The organism is Halomonas sp. SH5A2, from assembly GCF_014263395.1.
Classification (GTDB): domain Bacteria; phylum Pseudomonadota; class Gammaproteobacteria; order Pseudomonadales; family Halomonadaceae; genus Vreelandella.
On the sequence record NZ_CP058321.1, the window covers coordinates 1,956,348 to 1,973,615 of the forward strand.

The window sequence follows — 17,268 nt, forward strand, 5'->3', positions numbered from 1 at the left end:
CAATTGGATGACACCCAGCGTCTTCAACGACCGCCCCGGATTGACAAGGAAATGCTCGACCAGCTACCGCCTGGGCCCGGGGTGTATCTTTTCTATGGCCATAACCGGCTACCGCTTTACGTCGGCAAAAGTATCCGGCTGCGCGACCGTGTGCGCGACCATTTTCAGCGAGCCCGCCACGACTATAAAGCGATGCGAATGGTCGAGCAGATACAGCATATAGAGTGGGAAGAAACAGCCGGGGATCTGGGCGCCCAGCTACGTGAAGCCCAGTTGGTCAAGTCACTGCTACCGATCATGAATCGTCAATTACGCAAGCAGCGTAACCTCACCACCTGGCATTGGCCCGAGGGGGCGACACAGCCACAACTGCTCAGCGGCTCGGCGCTTAATCAACCAGCAACGGGGGCTTTCTTCGGCCTTTACCGTAATGCTCCCAGTGCCAAGGAGGCGTTGCGTACGCTTGCCGAAACGCACCAGCTTTGCCCACGGGTGCTGGGCCTGGAGGCGGGTAAAGGCCGCTGTTTTGGCAGCCAGATAGGTAAGTGCCGCGGCGCCTGTTGCGGTAACGAAACAATCAGCGATCACACGCAGCGCGCCCAAACGGCGCTGCAGCCACTACAGGTCAACACTTGGCCGTGGCCGGGGCGAATTGTCATCAAGGAATCTCCTCCGGAACACAAGGCAGTGGCCTGGCACGTGGTAAATCAGTGGTGCTACCTGGGAAGTGCCAAGACCTTAGCCGCCGCCAAAAAGCTGGATACCGCGTCAGCCAGCTTCGATATCGACAGCTATCGCATCCTGCAGCGCTTTTTACGCCAACCTGATGAGTACGGCTTATCCATCAAGCCTCTATAGCTCGGTTCAGGAAGTTTGCGCCGCCAAAAACGCGTCGACCGATTGCTGAAAGGCCACGGGCTGATCGGCATGCAACCAGTGTCCGGCTTGTTTTAGCGTCACGACCCGCGCAGTGGGGAGTATCTCACGCAACGCTGGCAGCATGGCGTCGCTCACGTAGGGCGATTCATCGCCACGCAGTACCAGCGTTGGCCCACTGTAGGCAGCCTCCCCCGATGGCACGCCGATAATAGCCTCGTAATCCTGGCGGATGTAATCCAGCCCAACGCGGAGCTTGAGCCCGCCCTGCTCACCCCGCACCAGATTGGTGGCAAGGAACAGCCGGGTCGGCCGGGAATCGACGTACTCTGCCAGTAGCGCATCCGCTTCGCGGCGATTGGCGGGCTGCCCTTCCCTCACCCGCTCCAGCGCGGCAAAGACATCATCATGGCCGTGCTGATAAGCCACTGGCGCAATGTCCGCCACCACCATCGAGGCAACACGATCGGGGTGTTGACGGGCCAGGCTGATCGCCACTTTGCCGCCCATGGAATGACCCACCAGGTGCACCTGTGATAATCCGAGCTTGTCGAGCAAGGCGACGACATCGGCGCTCATTTGGGCGTAGCTCATTCCCTCGACATGGGGGGAACGGCCGTGGTTGCGTAAATCAACCGCAATCACCCGCCGTGAGGTTTGCCATACCTTGAGATGCGAGCGCCAGTTGTCGGCGCTACCAAGAAGTCCATGGATAACCACCATCGGGGTCGCATCGGCGTGCGCTTCCGAGGGCTGGTCCAGGTAGTGTAAATCTATGGGCAGGGCGTCACTCATCGGAGCTCCTCGTCTCTTGGGGTATTAGGCGGTGCGCGGCGCCATGTCAGACTGATCTGTCCAGACCACCAGCCGGCGCGTCAACCAGGATAGCAACAGGCCATACAGGGGCAGGAAAAACAGCAGACTGATGGCGAGCTTGATGGCGTAATCGACGGCGGCAATTTCCACCCAATGGGTGGCCATGAAGGGGTCCGGGCTCTGGTAAAAGGCGACCGAGAAGAACGCAAAGGTATCGGCCAGGTTGCCCAGCACGGTAGAAAATACCGGCGCGACCCACCATACCCATTGCCGCAAACGGTCAAACACCTGCACGTCCAATAGCTGACCAATAACGTAAGCCAAAAAGCTTGCCAGCGCGATACGCGCGACAAACAGATTGCCTTCACTCAACGCGCCCAGGCCTGCGAAATTGCCCTGCGGAAAAACCACCGAGACCACATACGAGACGACCAACGCAGGCAGCATGACACGGAGCACAATCGTACGAGCAGGCCCCTTGCCAAACAGTCTGACGGTCAAGTCAGTGGCCAAGAATATAAACGGAAAACTGAAGGCACCCCAGGTCGTATGGAAGCCAAACAGCGTGAACGGAAGCTGAACAAGGTAGTTACTGGCGGCGATGATACCAATGTGAAACGCCACCATGACAGCGAGGCAACGGCGGTGCTGAGCGTCGTTTAAAACAAACATGTGGCTGGCCTTTTTGTGATAACGAGGGGTTAGGGAACCCTCAATGCATTGCGCACCCAGTGCGGTGAGAGGCGCATTATACGCCTTCTCGACCGCAATAAAAGTGGCCAGCCAAAAGCGCGCTAGACGAGCGGAGGCGCCTTGTTGGCGCGGCCAACCTCATGGTCACACATGGCGCGATGCACATCCTCCACGCTGGTGGGGTCATCAATCGTTGAGGGGATGCCCACCTCCTGGCCGTCGGCCAGATTGCGCAGCAGCTTCCGCAAGATTTTACCCGAGCGTGTTTTCGGTAGTCGGTCGACAACGATGACTTGCTTGAAACAGGCCACGGGACCAATTTGCTCCCGGACACGAGCGATCAAGGCCGCCTCGAGGGCTTCTTCACCTTCTGTGTAACCATCTTTGGGAATCACCAGGCCAACGGGTAGCTGTCCTTTAAGATCATCATGGACACCAATGACCGCGCATTCGGCGACCGACGGATGGCCGCCCACCACTTCTTCCATCTCGCCGGTAGAAAGCCGGTGGCCTGCCACGTTAATCACATCGTCGGTGCGCCCCATGATGAACAGGTAGCCCTGCTCATCAAAAAAGCCGCCGTCTCCGGTCAGGTAATAGCCTGGAAAAGCTGCCATATAGGCTGAGTGAAAGCGCTTGGGATCTCCCCAAACACCGGTTAAACAACCCGGGGGCATCGGCTGTTTGATGACCACACTGCCCTGCTCCAGGGGGGCGGCTTGCTCGCCATCACGGTTCAGCACCTGCACGTTAAAGCCAGGCACCGGTACGGTCGCCGACCCGGCCTTGGTGGGCATGGGCTCGATACCCGGCAGGTTTGCGGCGATGGGCCAGCCGGTTTCGGTTTGCCACCAGTGGTCGATGACCGGCACGTCGAGCAGGTCGTCAAGCCAATGATAGGTCGGCGGATCAAGCCGCTCACCGGCAACGTAAAGATGCTTGAGACAACTGATGTCGTACTTTGCAAGCCATTGTGCATCCGGGTCTTCTTTTTTAATCGCGCGAAAGGCCGTGGGCGCACTAAAGAAACTGGTGACGTTATATTTTTCGATGAGACGCCAAAAACTCCCCGCATCGGGCGTCTTGACCGGCTTGCCCTCGTAAAGGACCGTGCTGCAGCCGTGTAACAGCGGGCCGTAGACGATATAGGAATGGCCGACGACCCACCCAACGTCTGAAGCGGTAAAGAACACATCGCCCGGCGCCAGGGCATAAATCGCCTCCATCGAGTAAGCCAGCGCCACGGCATAGCCAGCGGTGTCGCGCACAATACCCTTGGGCTTCCCCGTGGTGCCTGAGGTATACAGCACATAGAGCGGGTCGGTGCCTTTTACCGGCACGCAGTCGGCCGGAGTCGCCTGGCTGACAAGGGCCTCCCAGTCGTATTCCCGTTCCTTGAACTCGACGTCACATTCCGCGCGGACTTTGATAACGCAGGCATCGGGCTGGTGCGGACTTAACGCCAAGGCTTGATCGATGATCGGCTTGTAGGCCAACACCTTGCCTCCCTCGATACCGCAGGAGGCAGCGACGACGACTTTCGGCGCGGCGTCTTCGATCCGTGCGGCCAGTTCATGGGGAGCGAAGCCGCCGAATACGACGGAATGAATCGCCCCCAGCCGGGCGCAGGCGTACATGGCAACCACCGCCTCCGGAATCATCGGCATATAGATGACCACTCGGTCGCCTTTTTCAACGCCTAGCTGTTGGAGACCACCGGCAAACGCTGCCACCCGGTCCAGTAACTCGCGATAGGTAATGGTTTGCTGGGTTTGCGTCACCGGCGAGTCCCAGAAAATGGCGGCCTGCTCACCTCGCCCCTGTTCGACATGATAATCCAGCGCCGCGTGGCAAAGGTTCATCTCGCCGTCGGCAAACCACCGCGCGTGCTGCTGTTCATCGTAAGACAGTATCGTCGTGGGCGGCGTCATCCAGGGAATCCGCCTGGCCTGTTCGGCCCAGAACTGCTCTGGCTGCTCGATGGATTGCTGGTAAATCTGCGGGTAGCGGCGCATGGGGACACCTATCGTTATTGTGATTGGAAAAATGTTTTGAGGATTGTTGACACTGTATGCACTAAACCAATGCTTTTCTGTAAGACCATGGGCTACCAGCCGATAGGTCGTTCACGGAATGGGCTTCATTGTCGACAGTGTGCGTTAATTACCATTGATAAACCGTTAAACAGCCACTTGGACAAACCTCACTAAATTACTGATCATTAAATAATCAGTACCTACAACGCGGCGATGCCTTCAACAACCTATAACAACGCTACCTTCCAGAGGTAGGCCAGGAGATTCCCATGTCGGCTTCCAAGAGTGCTGCGCGCCTGCTTAATCATAACGGACACGCCATTGAGGCGGGAACCAACCTGTTGAAAGCATTGGCCAATGAAAAACGGCTGCAGATTTTATGTTTGCTCGCAGGCAAGGAACTTTCGGTAACGCAGATCAACCAACAGCTGGCACTTAGCCAATCGGCTCTTTCACAGCATCTGGCAATTTTGCGTCGCGACCAGTTGGTAAATACTCGGCGGGAATCACAAACGATTTATTATTCGCTCAGTAGTGATAGCGCCAAGGCCATCATCACGACCTTGGCGGATCATTTTGCTGCTTGATTTGCAGCAACTAGAGGGGGGTTAGCGACGATGCCAGCCAGTGGCTTCCAGCATGCTTAGCCCCTTGAGCACGGCGTTTTCCACGCCGCTGGCAATCGCCAGCCCAAACTTGCGGCCAACTGTCTTGGGGGGGCTCCAGCTTCACCCGATAGACATGGGCTTGTGCGATACGCTCCATCAAATACGCCTCGCTGGTGCCGACACTATCGACCAGTTTACGCTCCAGCGCTTCACTGCCGTACCAGATCTCGCCCGTCGCCAAGGCATCAATGTCCATATCGGGGCGACGCTCGCCAACATAACGCTTGAATAATTGATGCGTGTTCTCGAGGTCTTCGAGGAATTTTTCACGCCCCTCATCAGTGTTCTCTCCAAGCATGGTCAGCGTGCGTTTATATTTACCCGCCGTCAGCATTTCAACGTCAACATCGTGGCGCTTGAGCAAGCGGTGAATATTAGGAATCTGGGCGACCACGCCAATGGACCCCACCACGGCAAAAGGTGCCGCTTTAATGTGATGCGCGGTGCATGCCATCAGGTAGCCGCCACTCGCCGCCACCTTGTCCACACAAACAGTAGTCGTAAGCCCTGCCTCTCTCAGGCGATCAAGTTGGGCAGCGGCCAGGCCATAGGCGTGAACCAGGCCACCGGGCGACTCAAGACAGATCACCACTTCATCATCAGGTTTGGCGACCTCGATAAGCGCTGAGATTTCCTGGGCAAAATGCTCGGTGGCTGAGGCTTTCATATCGCCCTTGAATGTAAGTACCCATACATCGGGCGTCCCAGTTTCGCCCTTTTCTTTGCGGCGATGCTTGTCCTCACGACGGAAAGTCTTGAGTAGCTTTTTGCGAATGCCGGCGGGCGTCGCGGCGAGCCGTAGGCGACGAGCGCGGCTACGGCGCCGCTCGTGCAGGGGTTCTACGTGCAACGTTAAGTCGCGCTCTCCCTCTGCCTTGGCACGCGCAATAAGCAATACACCGATGCCGATAACAGCGCCGACAATGCAGACTTGTACGATAAACGTACCTATCTCTACGACCCATTCGTTCACGTGCGTCTCCTTGATCGATTACCATCAAGCTGCCACCGTTGACCGCTGCATGAAAACGGCGCTTGATATGAAACATATGTTTGAAATATTCTCTCGTCCCAAGGCGGCCAATTGTACGATGTCGCTACAGATTGAACGCCACTTCATTCCATCTCGTTTTTAACGGAACGCTACTATGTCAACCAATACCCTCGAAAAGTTGCAAGCCCGCTTTGACCCGCAGGCCGCTCAGGGGATGCATGAAATTTTCCAGTTTCATTTTTCTGATGCGGGCAGTCATTACCTGGATATTCAGGATGGCAACCTCGATATTCAAGAGGGTGAGCACGACGACCCGTCGGTGAGCCTGAGCATGAGTACTGACACGTTGAAAGGCATCATGAATGGCGACATCAACGGCATGACGGCGTTCATGACTGGCAAGCTCAAGGCAACGGGCAACGTGATGCTGGCCACCAAGCTGACAAGCCTTTTCCCCGGCGAGTAAGTCGACAGCTTCCCGCCCCTATCACCGCCAGTGTTTTAAATGGGTTTCAATCAGCTCGCGGGAGATCGAATAGGTCGGCGGTAGCGTAGGCAGTTGGCGGGGTGAAAACCACGCCGCATCACTGATTTCCACCCCGTCAATGCGAATCCGCCGCGTGGTCGCCTCGGCAAAGAAGCCCAGCATTAGTGAATGTGGGAACGGCCATGCCTGGCTCTGGTAATAGCGTAACTGGCTAACGTGGACACCCACCTCTTCAAAAATTTCTCGATGCACGGCCTCTTCAGCGGATTCACCCGGCTCAATAAAACCCGCCAGGGTTGAGTAGCGGCCAGGCGGGAAGCGCGGGCTACGGGCCAGTAGCATCGCTTCGCCACTGGTCACCAAGGTGATAATGCAGGGCGAGATGCGCGGGTAGTTACGGTGACCGCAGGCGTGGCAATGCATCGCAAATTCAGTTGTGAGCTTCGTGGCTTCCGCACCACAGCGACCACAAAAGCGATGATTTTCCAACCAGGCGCCCACTTGCAGGGCGGTAGATAGCAGCGAGTACCAGTGTGCCGGCAACTCACCCATCCATTGCCGCCCGTCTATCCATCCCTCGCCCGGCGATGAGGCTAACTGTAGCGCAACAGGTTCCTCCTCCCAGTAGCAAAGCGGCTGCATCTCTGGAGTCCACTGCTGCCAGGGATGGAGCGGGGTCAACGCCTCGCCATCTGACCTCGTCTCAGCAGGCGCAAGACGACTGCGTGAAAGGTAGAGAACACGCCCTGCCCGTGCTTCATGGGGAATTTCTCGTCTAAGCATTGCCCGGCATATCCTCGAACCAGCGTAGCTGATGCGTTTCACATTTCGCTAGGTGCGCTTGCCGCTCGCCCTGAGTGGGCTCAATGACCCGAAGCTGCCCAGGCGTTAATGACATGCGCTGAACCGACAGCCCTGACTCGGACGGCATATCGCTACGCTGCTCTTGGTTGACCTCGGCATCCAGCGTGAGTGCCGTCTGCCCGCCAGTCATGGCCAGATAGACATCAGCCAGGATCTCGGCGTCCAGCAAGGCGCCGTGCAGTACGCGATGACCGTTGTCGATATCGTACCGCTTACAAAGCGCATCAAGGCTGTTGCGCTGGCCGGGGTGCATCTTTCGGGCCATCACCAGGGTGTCGAGAATGCGGCAATAATCGCCCACGGGGCCCAGCGGTTGCCCGCGGCCCTTCAGCATTTTCAATTCGTGATCAATAAACCCCACATCGAAGGGCGCGTTATGAATGACCAGCTCAGCCCCTTCGATAAAGGCCCAGAAATCATCGGCAACCTGGGCAAACACCGGTTCGTTGGCGACTTTGGCATCATCAATCCCGTGAACCGCGACGACCTCAGCATCGATGTGACGCTCTGGATTAATATATTGATGGTAGGTACGCCCGGTAAAACGCCGATTGACCATTTCGACAGCGCCGATTTCTACCAGCCGGTGACCTTCTCTGGGATCAATACCTGTGGTTTCCGTATCCAATATGACTTGGCGCATCATGGCCTCCTATGCGTTTTGTACTGCTTCATCAATTGCCTGGTTGGCAAGAGCATCGGCTCGTTCATTGCCGGGATGGCCGCTATGGCCTTTTACCCAGTGCCACTCGACCTGATGGCGCTGGGCCTCGGCATCAAGCTGCTTCCACAGCTCGGCATTTTTGACAGGCTGTTTGGCAGCGGTTTTCCATTGGCGTTTACGCCAGTTATGAATCCACTGCGTGATGCCCTGACGAACGTATTGGGAATCCGTCCAGATCGCCACCTGACAAGGGATGTTCAATGTACGCAGCGCCATGATGGCCGCCATTAATTCCATTCGGTTATTGGTCGTTTGTGCTTCATACCCATACAGGGTTTTCTCATGCTGGCCGCTTGCTAGCACAACGCCCCATCCGCCTGGGCCGGGATTCCCACGGCAGGCTCCATCGGTATACACGGTTACCTGGGGTAACCGGTCAGTGTCAGTCACGTTGTGTGCGTCCTTAAATCAATGATGTCTCAGCTGGTCTACTGACTGGATGACGGCGGTTAATGGCTGTTGGTACGCGTCGCCCCCAGGGAGTTCGCGGCCACCGGCGCTTTCAGACCAAATTTAATGCGTTGCTTGGGTGCATGGCGTTGGCGGCGTTTGGCCAGCACCATGTAGCTTTCCCCCAGGGGGCAGTTATAGCGCCGGCCCAGTGACTCCCAGTGCTCGACGCAGCGCCCTCCCGGCCAGCTTCTAAAGCAGCAGTAGTCTACTCGCTCCACCTCAAAGTCGACAAATGCCAGCCAGTCCCCCATCCGGCTAGCCGTTCGCCATTGCCCGTTCCAAGGGTATTGCCCCTGGCGCTTGCGCCACTGTTTGACCACACCGCTGACCCCCACAGGATTAAATCCGAACAGTACCAGCAGGCCACTATCTGAGGTGACGCGTGCGGCTTCTTGCAGCGCATGATGGGCATCCGGCAAATGCTCAAGCCAATGGTGGAGCACGACGACATCCAAACAGCTGTCCGGTAATGCCAGCCTGTCGGGTGGACAAATTAACGTCTGGTCGCTGGGGGCACTCGCACGGGTGGGGGCCCACTGCAGGCGATGGGCAATGCCGGACATCGACATCAGTGCTGGCCCCATTCCCATTTCAAGGCTGTGACCACCGCAACGGGAATCAACGACAGGCCCAAGGCAGGCGCGTTGGGAATCCCACAATGATTTGCCTGCCTCTGACGCCCAGTAGGCGCGGCTGCTAGATAGCGTGTGGGCGAGTGTCTCTGCCGCCGTTGAATTTGACATGTACCGCTCAACCCTCCACAGTATCTGCTTTTTGACGTCTTGCATGAATCATGAGAGCGCTATTAATTAATCGTAAGCGCTAACCCATCGTTCGTTAAAGGATCTCGCCTATGCTGAGCGTGACACCGATTCCCGCCTTAAGCGACAACTATATTTGGCTGCTCCGACAGGACACCAGTCAAGAGGTGTGCGTGGTGGACCCTGGTGAAGCGTTGCCAGTGATCGAGTTTCTTGAACGCGAGTCGTTGTCACTCAGCACTATCCTGATCACTCATCATCATCCTGACCATACCGATGGGCTGGGGGAATTGATCAGGCGCTATGCCCCGCGGGTAATAGGCCCGGCTAATCCCTCACTCGAAGGGATCGAAGAGCGCGTCAGTAATGGCGATGAAGTTCGCGTCATGGGTCGCTTGTTCGAGGTCATAGAGACGCCTGGGCATACGTTAGACCATATCAGCTATTTTACACCAGGGATTCCCCCCCTACTGTTTTGTGGCGACACCCTGTTTTGCGCCGGTTGCGGTCGTCTTTTCGAAGGGACCCCTGAGCAGATGCACAAGGCATTAACACGCTTTGCCGCCCTGCCGGAAGAAACCTTCGTGTTCGCTGCGCACGAATATACGCTGGCCAACCTTCGCTTTGCCAGCGAAGCAGACCCGGAAAACGAAGACGTTAAACACGCCTTGACAGAGTGTGAGAAGGCGCGGGCATTAGACCGCCCCACCTTACCCAGCACGATAGGACGCGAGCTGAAAATCAATCCCTACTTGCGTGTCGATACTGAAAGTGTCCGCAACGCCGCAAGCAAGCAGGGCGCTATTGATGACGATCTCGCAACGTTCGCCACTCTTCGTGAGTGGAAGAATCGTTTCTAAACGCTATCGCAACGACGTAAACCATTATGACTTATCGCACGATTCGCCAACGCCTTTTATTGGGCGCCGGCAGCACCGTGATCATGAGCCTGTTACTGGCGGCTGCCGCTAACTCTCAGGCGTCAGCCAACCAATACGATCCTTCTCCGCGATCAGCCTTCAACACATCTGACGCCTCGGCGTCCTCTCACTCCACAGTTACCCATGTACATTTCTGGGAAGAACTGATGCTGGAACCGCAGGACGCCTGGAGCAAACTGCGCGAAAGCTTCCACTGGCGTGAGCAGTCGCTGTCTGCCGACGCACAGGCACGTGTCGATGAATGGATAGATCACTACCGTTCGAGCCCTGAAAATATTGTTGAAATCACCGGACGTGCAAGTCCATGGCTTGCCTGGATCACTCAGCAAATAAGTGATCGCAACCTGCCGGGAGAATTAGCGCTTATTCCTTTCGTTGAAAGCTCTTTTGATCCCAGCGCGCGAAGTCATCGAGGCGCTGCGGGGCTGTGGCAATTCATGCCTGGCACCGGTGACGCTTTAGGGCTTGTACGCAACGGTAATTACGACGGCAGGCTCGATGTTGTCACCTCGACTAACGCCGCGCTGGACTACCTCGAAATGCAGGCCGACCAGTGGTACGAGGGTGATCTGCAGCTTTCTCTTGCCGCCTACAATGCGGGCGCCGGGACAGTCAATAAAGCCAAACAACGCGCCGAAAGCCAAGGCTTGCGAGGCAAATATTGGGACCTGAGCCTGCCCCAGGAAACCATGCAGTACCTGCCCAAGTTACTTGCTATTGCCACGATTATCGATGACCCGGAACGCTACAACATCAGTTTGCCGGACATCCATACAGAGCCGGCCTTCGCCAAGGTAAAGCTTGAGCATTCGGTCACCCTGTCTGAAGCGTCAAAGTTGCTTCGGGTAGATAAATCGGCATTGGCTGAACTCAATCCCGGTCTCCTCAATGGTGCGCTCAACCCGTCAAGTGCTCAAACGCTGCTAGTACCTGAAGACGTGAATCATGACGTTCTCGCAGAGCTATCAAACGGTGCCAATCAGCGTCAGACCATTGCCAACGCCGATACGCCCGATACTTACCGCGTTGAAAGTGGCGATAGCCTCTCAGCGATCGCGAATCGCTATAATCTGAGCGCTCAAGAGTTGATGCGTTTAAATGAGATTGAACGTCCAGAAGCTTTACAAGCAGGTCAACTCCTGACACTTTCAGAACGTTGAGACTCATTGCCTTGTTGATAGGGAAATTGCCCCATGCGCTGTGGCGTTATTGTGCGTCCTGTTTTGTCTCTTACCCGTAACGCGCTGCTTATGTCATTGCTACTGGCCACAAGCACTCATGCCAGTAGCGATTCCCCCATGACACAGTCGCCCGCCACGGATGGCTCGGCCCCTATCGAAACCCAGCATGCGATGTCGCTTTATGACACCCCCGCCCTTGCTGAGGATTTTCCGCATTTCTCCCACGTGAACCCCGACGCCCCCAAAGGTGGGACTATCAAGCATACGGCCGTGGGAAGCAGCTTCGACTCGACCAACCCCTTCATTATTCGAGGCACGCCAGCTGCGGGAATACTGCAGATCTACGATACCTTAATGGCAAGCAACCCTAACGAGCCTTTCAGTCTTTATGGCTTGCTTGCGGAGGGTGTGCGTCTCGACCCCGATCGCGAATGGATCGAATTCGACCTTCGCCCCGAAGCTCGCTTCCAGGACGGCGAACCGGTCACCGCTGAAGACGTCGTCTTTTCGCTGAACCTGTTGCGTGATGAAGGCAACCCTTTCTATAGCAGCTACTACGCGGGGGTTGAGCAAGCCGTTGCCCTGAATGACCACCTGGTCCGCTTCACTCTAAGCGACAGCGAGTCACGAGAGTTGCCGCTCATCGTCGCCCAGTTCCCCGTTTTGCCAAAGCATTACTGGGAACAGCATGACTTCACCGCCCCGACACTGGCAGCGCACCCCGGATCTGGCCCGTATAAAATTGGCGAAGTGGACCCCGGTCGACGGATTGTCTATCAACGCGACGACCAGTATTGGGCAAAAGACCTGCCGGTCAACGTGGGCCGTTACAACATTGACCAGGTAATCTACGATTATTACCGGGATCGGGATATTGCCTGGGAAGCCTTCAAGGCCGGATTAACGGACTTTCGCACTGACGCGCGCGCTGCAACCTGGGCGATTGGCTACGACTTTCCCGCTTACGAAGAAGGGCTGGTCAAGCGCATCACGGTGCCCGATGTTAACCCCTCCATGATGCAGGCGTTTGTGTTCAATCTGCGCAAGGAAAAATTCCAGGATCCGCGCGTGCGTGAAGCGCTGAGCCTGACCTTTGATTTTCCATGGTTGAATACCAATATTTTTTACGATACTTACCGACGCACGGAAAGTTTCTTTCAAAATTCTGAAATGGAAGCCAAAGGCCGCCCGAGCGATGAAGCGCTTGCATTACTCGAACCGCATCGCGAGGCGCTGATGGAATCCCACCAGTCAGAGCGGTTGTTCACGGAACCCCTACCCATCGACCATCCTCGCGACCTCCGCGAACGGCTACGTTTGGCCCTGGGCCTGCTTCGCGAGGCAGGTTATAGCGTGGAAGACGGCGTCCTGGTCCATCAGGACACCCAACAGCCGCTGAGCCTTGAAGTGTTGCTATACGATTCAGGGCTTGAGCGCGTGGTGCAGCCGATGTTGCGCAACATGGCCCGCTTGGGTGTACAAACTTCGATGCGGATCGTCGATATCAATCAGTACCTCAATCGCCAGCGCAACTTTGATTTTGATATGGTGATCAGCCACTTCCCCCAGTCGAACAACCCGGGCAATGAACAGCGTGACTTCTGGACCAGCCAGTCAGCCGACTCTCCACAAAGCCGCAACCGCATGGGGCTTGCGCATCCGGCTATAGACGATCTGGTGGAAAAGCTGATTCGAGCAGAAGACCGCGAAGAACTCAATACGATAGTCCAAACGCTGGATCGGGTCCTGCGTTGGGGGTTTTATGTCATTCCCCACTATCATTCAGGTGAGACGCGGATCGCCATATGGGATAAATTCGGTTATCCCGACCCCTTCCCTGAATACGCCATGGATTTAGACGCCTGGTGGGTGGTCCCGGAACGTGAAGCCGCTTTACAGCGCCGGTCACGACGCTGACCCTGGCTTATTCTTGATGAACCATGGAGAGTTCTGTGGCACGTTACACCCTACGCCGACTGTTGTTGATGATCCCGACCCTTGTCGGGATCATGCTGCTCAATTTCATTATCGTGCAGGCCGCGCCTGGCGGCCCCATCGATCAAATGCTGGCGCGCTTTGAAGGCGCCGATGCAATGGCCAGCACTCGCCTGGATATGGGGGGTGCCGATGTACAGGTCAACAACGAGTCCCGCGGTGCCAGAGGCATCGACCCTCGTTTTATTGAGCAACTGGAACAGCAGTTTGGCTTTGATAAACCTGCCCATGAGCGTTTCATCGGCATGATGGCGGATTATCTCACCTTCGATTTCGGCACTAGCTTTTTTCGCGACCGGCCGGTAATTGATTTGATGATAGAGCGCTTACCGGTGTCTATCTCACTGGGGCTTTGGACGACCTTGCTGGTCTACCTCATCTCCATTCCGCTAGGGATACGCAAGGCCCTGCGCCATGGCTCACGGTTTGACGTCTGGACATCCGGGCTGGTCATCGTCGGTTACGCCATCCCAGGTTTTTTATTCGCCATCTTGCTGATCGTGCTGTTTGCCGGCGGCACCTACCTGGACTGGTTTCCACTCAGGGGGCTCACTTCCCCTTATTTCGATCAGCTTTCCACCTGGGGTAAGGTCAAGGATTATTTCTGGCATATCACGCTGCCCGTATTGGCCGCGGCGATTGGCAGTTTTGCCACCCTCACCATGCTGACCAAGAACAGCTTTCTGGATGAAATTCACAAGCAATATGTACTGACAGCCCGCGCCAAGGGCGCCGATGAGCAGCGCATTCTCTATGGGCACGTGTTTCGGAATGCCATGCTGATCATTATTGCCGGCCTGCCCTCAGCCCTGATTGGTATCTTCTTTACCGGCTCGTTACTGATTGAGGTGATTTTCTCTCTGGATGGGCTGGGCCTGTTGGGATTTGAAGCGGTCATGCAGCGCGACTATCCGGTCATTTTCGGTACGCTATTCCTCTACACGGTCATCGGGTTACTGCTGAAACTGGTGTCGGATTTAACCTATGTGTGGGTTGACCCGCGCATCGACTTTGCCACCCGGGAGTCGTGATCATGACTGCTTCTACGTCTCGATTTTCACCCATTACCCGGCGCCGTTTTGCTGCTTTCAGGTCGAACCGACGCGCCTGGGTATCCCTATGGGTGTTTGGTGTCGTGTTTGTGCTGAGTCTGTTTGCCGAACTGATCGCCAACGATAAACCGATCATCATGCAATACGACGGTCAGTGGTATGTTCCGCTACTGGTGGACTACCCCGAAACGGAATTTGACGGCTTCTTGCCTACACGAACCGATTACCTGGACCCCTTTGTCCAGCAGCAAATCGAGGACAACGGCTGGGCGTTATGGCCGCTGATTCCGTTCTCTTACCAAACCCTGGATATGCAAATGACGCGTCCGTCCCCTGCCCCGCCCGATGGGCGCCACTGGCTGGGCACTGATGACCAGGGGCGGGATGTGCTTGCACGCGTGATTTACGGTTTTCGTCTGTCGGTCGCGTTTGCCCTGGTATTAACGGCAGGATCATTAGTGTTAGGCGTTCTCGCGGGGGGTGTGCAGGGCTATTTTGGCGGCAAGACGGACCTGGTCGGCCAGCGCATTACCGAAATATGGTCAGGGCTCCCTGTGCTATTCCTGCTGATCATTCTGGCCAGCTTCGTGCAGCCCGGCTTCTGGTGGTTGCTGGGCATCATGCTGCTGTTTTCATGGCTTGGACTGGTGGACATCGTGCGCGCCGAATTCCTGCGCGCACGTAACCTGGAGTACGTGCGCGCGGCCAAGGCCATGGGGCTGCCATCGCGGCTGATCATGTGGCGCCATGTGCTACCCAATGCCATGGTCGCCACCTTGACATTCATCCCTTTCCTGTTTACCGGGGCGATTGGCACCTTGACCGCGCTGGACTTTCTGGGTTTTGGGCTCCCCCCTGGGGCGCCTTCGCTAGGCGAGCTTGCCGCCCAGGGAAAAAACAACCTGCACGCGCCCTGGCTGGGCATCACCGCCTTTATGACCCTTGCCATTATGCTTTCGCTGCTGGTGTTTATCGGCGAAGGTCTACGTGACGCCTTTGACCCTCGCCACGTTCAGCAGCAACCAACGCCCGCTAAGGAAACGCCCCATGCCTGAGCCGCTACTTTGCGTCGACAACCTGACCATCGCCTTTGATGGCAGTACCGTTGTCGAGTCACTGAGTTTGGAGCTACACGCAGGCGAGACGCTGGCCATTGTGGGCGAATCCGGCTCGGGTAAATCAGTATCTGCCTTGGGGTTGATGAACCTGCTGCCAGCCAACGCCAAGGTAAGCGGTGAACGTCGCCTGAACGGTACGCGGCTTAACTCGCTTGGCAAGGCAGAGTGGAACGGGCTGCGCGGCAATACGGTGGGCGTTGTCTTCCAGGAACCCATGACATCGCTCAACCCACTGCACCGGGTCGGCAAACAGATTGGCGAATCCCTTCGCCTGCATCAGGGGCTGCGTGGAAAAGCTGCCCGAGCAAGGGCCAAAACCCTGCTGGAACAAGTCAAATTGCCCCGCGCCGAGGAGTTGCTCGACGCCTGGCCCCACCAGCTATCCGGTGGGCAGCGTCAACGGGTAATGATCGCAATGGCCATTGCCAATAACCCCTCGCTGTTGATCGCCGACGAGCCCACCACAGCGCTGGATGTCACCGTTCAGCAGGAAATCCTGGCGCTGCTGAAAGAGCTGCGCGACCAGCACGGCATGGGGCTGCTGCTGATTAGCCACGACCTTAATCTGGTCCGCCGTCATGCAGACCGTGTATGCGTCATGTATCAGGGTAAAATCCAGGAGTCTGGCCCCGTCGAGCAGGTTTTTGAGCGGCCACAAAGTGATTATACCCAGCGCCTGCTCGCCGCCGAGCCGGAAGGCAGACCATCGCCTGCTTCCGAGCGTCCACCGTTACTGACTGTTAGACAGTTGAGCGTAAGCTTTAAACGCCCCAAACCCGGATTATTCAAGCGTCAGCCGCCTGCCTTTGAAGCGGTCAAGGCCACCGACCTGACTATCGCGCCGGGCGAAACCCTGGGTATTGTCGGTGAATCAGGCTCGGGTAAAACCACCCTCGCCTCGGCCATCATGCGAATGGTGACCAGCCAAGGCGATATCACCCTGGGTGATGCCCCCTTGAGCAAGCTGACGGGTAACGACTTGCGCCGCCAGCGACACCGCCTACAGATGGTGTTCCAGGACCCTTATGGGGCATTGTCACCACGTATGCCGGTATTCGATATCGTCAGTGAAGGGTTGCGCTTTCACCACCCTCACCTGTCCGCTACGGAAGTCACTGAACGCGTCCATCAAACGCTTAGAGAAGTCGGCTTGCCGGAAAGCTGTGCGGCGCGGTACCCGCACGAATTTTCCGGCGGTCAGCGCCAGCGGATCGCCGTCGCGCGGGCCATCATTCTGGAGCCTGAGCTGCTGGTGCTGGACGAGCCGACATCAGCCCTTGATCGCACCGTTCAAAAACAGCTGGTAACATTGCTTCGGGATCTGCAGGCGCGGCGCCAGCTAAGCTATCTGTTTATCAGCCATGATCTAGCCGTGGTACGCGCCATGGCCCACCGCATTATGGTTCTCAAGAACGGCGACGTCGTTGAGCAAGGCCCCTGCCTGGATATACTGGCCTCCCCTCAGCATCCTTATACCCAAGCGCTTATTGCAGCAGCCTATCTTAAGGATTTTTCGGGCTAACCTTTTGCGATTTTCCGGTCGCTCAGAGGTTAGATTATGCTGTCCGAAGACGGAAGATAACGGTATAAAATGGAAGTAACTATTGAA

The 17,268-nt window shown here is 56.6% G+C and carries 16 protein-coding genes and 1 pseudogene; 9 read left to right on the forward strand and 8 right to left on the reverse strand.

What is annotated here, in order from left to right; translation table 11 throughout:
- Positions 1–3: 3 nt before the first annotated feature.
- Positions 4–858: a GIY-YIG nuclease family protein gene (locus HXW73_RS09115; protein WP_240538604.1), complete on the forward strand. Its 855-nt coding sequence runs from the start codon at positions 4–6 to the stop codon at positions 856–858.
- A gap of 6 nt (positions 859–864) precedes the next feature.
- On the opposite strand, the gene HXW73_RS09120 is transcribed toward HXW73_RS09115, so the two are convergent.
- The 3 genes from HXW73_RS09120 to HXW73_RS09130 form a co-directional block, all read right to left on the reverse strand.
- Complete coding sequence (locus tag HXW73_RS09120; RefSeq protein WP_186252825.1) at positions 865–1,671, reverse strand: alpha/beta fold hydrolase; 807 nt, start codon at positions 1,669–1,671, stop codon at positions 865–867.
- 24 nt (positions 1,672–1,695) lie between these two features.
- Entirely contained in the window at positions 1,696–2,364 is a 669-nt protein-coding gene (locus HXW73_RS09125) for a 7-cyano-7-deazaguanine/7-aminomethyl-7-deazaguanine transporter (RefSeq protein ID WP_186252826.1), read from the reverse strand.
- A gap of 122 nt (positions 2,365–2,486) precedes the next feature.
- A complete protein-coding gene (locus HXW73_RS09130; protein WP_186252827.1) occupies positions 2,487–4,400 on the reverse strand; it encodes a propionyl-CoA synthetase in 1,914 nt (637 codons plus the stop codon).
- 290 nt (positions 4,401–4,690) lie between these two features.
- Between HXW73_RS09130 and HXW73_RS09135 the strand changes: the two genes are divergently transcribed.
- A complete protein-coding gene (locus HXW73_RS09135; protein ID WP_066317489.1) occupies positions 4,691–5,008 on the forward strand; it encodes an ArsR/SmtB family transcription factor in 318 nt (105 codons plus the stop codon).
- A gap of 21 nt (positions 5,009–5,029) precedes the next feature.
- Here HXW73_RS09135 and sohB read toward each other — a convergent pair.
- Positions 5,030–6,062 (reverse strand): annotated as a pseudogene (gene sohB / locus HXW73_RS09140) (protease SohB).
- 175 nt (positions 6,063–6,237) lie between these two features.
- On the opposite strand from sohB, the gene HXW73_RS09145 reads away from it, so the two are divergent.
- Positions 6,238–6,549 carry an SCP2 sterol-binding domain-containing protein gene (locus HXW73_RS09145; RefSeq protein WP_186252828.1) on the forward strand — a complete coding sequence of 104 codons (312 nt, stop codon included), beginning with the start codon at positions 6,238–6,240 and terminating at the stop codon, positions 6,547–6,549.
- Between the two features lie 21 nt (positions 6,550–6,570).
- Here HXW73_RS09145 and nudC read toward each other — a convergent pair whose 3' ends face one another.
- From nudC to HXW73_RS09165, 4 genes are read right to left on the reverse strand one after another with little or no spacing between them, the layout of a single operon-like run.
- Positions 6,571–7,353, reverse strand: coding sequence for an NAD(+) diphosphatase (nudC, locus tag HXW73_RS09150; RefSeq protein WP_186252829.1), 783 nt, complete (start codon positions 7,351–7,353; stop codon positions 6,571–6,573).
- Positions 7,346–8,077, reverse strand: coding sequence for a DNA polymerase III subunit epsilon (gene dnaQ / locus HXW73_RS09155; RefSeq protein ID WP_186252830.1), 732 nt, complete (start codon positions 8,075–8,077; stop codon positions 7,346–7,348). Before dnaQ ends, nudC begins: the two co-directional genes overlap by 8 nt.
- A gap of 9 nt (positions 8,078–8,086) precedes the next feature.
- Positions 8,087–8,548 carry a ribonuclease HI gene (rnhA, locus tag HXW73_RS09160; RefSeq protein ID WP_186252831.1) on the reverse strand — a complete coding sequence of 154 codons (462 nt, stop codon included), beginning with the start codon at positions 8,546–8,548 and terminating at the stop codon, positions 8,087–8,089.
- 59 nt (positions 8,549–8,607) lie between these two features.
- Positions 8,608–9,354 carry a methyltransferase domain-containing protein gene (locus HXW73_RS09165; RefSeq protein WP_186252832.1) on the reverse strand — a complete coding sequence of 249 codons (747 nt, stop codon included), beginning with the start codon at positions 9,352–9,354 and terminating at the stop codon, positions 8,608–8,610.
- 110 nt (positions 9,355–9,464) lie between these two features.
- Between HXW73_RS09165 and gloB the strand changes: the two genes are divergently transcribed.
- The 6 genes from gloB to HXW73_RS09195 all read left to right on the forward strand — a co-directional run bounded on the left by gloB (position 9,465) and on the right by HXW73_RS09195 (position 17,181).
- The gene (gene gloB, locus HXW73_RS09170) at positions 9,465–10,232 is read left to right on the forward strand and encodes a hydroxyacylglutathione hydrolase (protein WP_186252833.1); all 768 of its coding nucleotides are present in this window, start codon (positions 9,465–9,467) and stop codon (positions 10,230–10,232) included.
- 26 nt (positions 10,233–10,258) lie between these two features.
- Positions 10,259–11,473, forward strand: coding sequence for a transglycosylase SLT domain-containing protein (locus tag HXW73_RS09175; protein WP_186252834.1), 1,215 nt, complete (start codon positions 10,259–10,261; stop codon positions 11,471–11,473).
- A 138-nt stretch (positions 11,474–11,611) separates the two neighbouring features.
- Positions 11,612–13,411: an extracellular solute-binding protein gene (locus tag HXW73_RS09180; protein WP_240538605.1), complete on the forward strand. Its 1,800-nt coding sequence runs from the start codon at positions 11,612–11,614 to the stop codon at positions 13,409–13,411.
- 35 nt (positions 13,412–13,446) lie between these two features.
- Positions 13,447–14,520, forward strand: coding sequence for a microcin C ABC transporter permease YejB (locus HXW73_RS09185; RefSeq protein ID WP_186252836.1), 1,074 nt, complete (start codon positions 13,447–13,449; stop codon positions 14,518–14,520).
- A 2-nt stretch (positions 14,521–14,522) separates the two neighbouring features.
- Positions 14,523–15,596, forward strand: coding sequence for an ABC transporter permease (locus tag HXW73_RS09190; RefSeq protein ID WP_186252837.1), 1,074 nt, complete (start codon positions 14,523–14,525; stop codon positions 15,594–15,596).
- Positions 15,589–17,181: an ABC transporter ATP-binding protein gene (locus tag HXW73_RS09195; protein WP_186252838.1), complete on the forward strand. Its 1,593-nt coding sequence runs from the start codon at positions 15,589–15,591 to the stop codon at positions 17,179–17,181. Before HXW73_RS09190 ends, HXW73_RS09195 begins: the two co-directional genes overlap by 8 nt.
- The last annotated feature ends 87 nt before the right edge of the window (positions 17,182–17,268 follow it).

Bases quoted from the DNA above. Each gene is read 5' to 3' on its own strand.
- HXW73_RS09130 (WP_186252827.1), bottom strand. From the start codon at position 4,400: ATGCGCCGCTACCCGCAGATTTACCAGCAATCCATCGAGCAGCCAGAG.
- HXW73_RS09120 (WP_186252825.1), bottom strand. From the start codon at position 1,671: ATGAGTGACGCCCTGCCCATAGATTTACACTACCTGGACCAGCCCTCG.
- HXW73_RS09165 (WP_186252832.1), bottom strand. From the start codon at position 9,354: ATGTCAAATTCAACGGCGGCAGAGACACTCGCCCACACGCTATCTAGC.
- dnaQ (WP_186252830.1), bottom strand. From the start codon at position 8,077: ATGCGCCAAGTCATATTGGATACGGAAACCACAGGTATTGATCCCAGA.
- nudC (WP_186252829.1), bottom strand. From the start codon at position 7,353: ATGCTTAGACGAGAAATTCCCCATGAAGCACGGGCAGGGCGTGTTCTC.
- HXW73_RS09145 (WP_186252828.1), top strand. From the start codon at position 6,238: ATGTCAACCAATACCCTCGAAAAGTTGCAAGCCCGCTTTGACCCGCAG.
- gloB (WP_186252833.1), top strand. From the start codon at position 9,465: ATGCTGAGCGTGACACCGATTCCCGCCTTAAGCGACAACTATATTTGG.
- HXW73_RS09135 (WP_066317489.1), top strand. From the start codon at position 4,691: ATGTCGGCTTCCAAGAGTGCTGCGCGCCTGCTTAATCATAACGGACAC.
- HXW73_RS09190 (WP_186252837.1), top strand. From the start codon at position 14,523: ATGACTGCTTCTACGTCTCGATTTTCACCCATTACCCGGCGCCGTTTT.
- HXW73_RS09195 (WP_186252838.1), top strand. From the start codon at position 15,589: ATGCCTGAGCCGCTACTTTGCGTCGACAACCTGACCATCGCCTTTGAT.
- HXW73_RS09125 (WP_186252826.1), bottom strand. From the start codon at position 2,364: ATGTTTGTTTTAAACGACGCTCAGCACCGCCGTTGCCTCGCTGTCATG.
- HXW73_RS09175 (WP_186252834.1), top strand. From the start codon at position 10,259: ATGACTTATCGCACGATTCGCCAACGCCTTTTATTGGGCGCCGGCAGC.
- HXW73_RS09180 (WP_240538605.1), top strand. From the start codon at position 11,612: ATGACACAGTCGCCCGCCACGGATGGCTCGGCCCCTATCGAAACCCAG.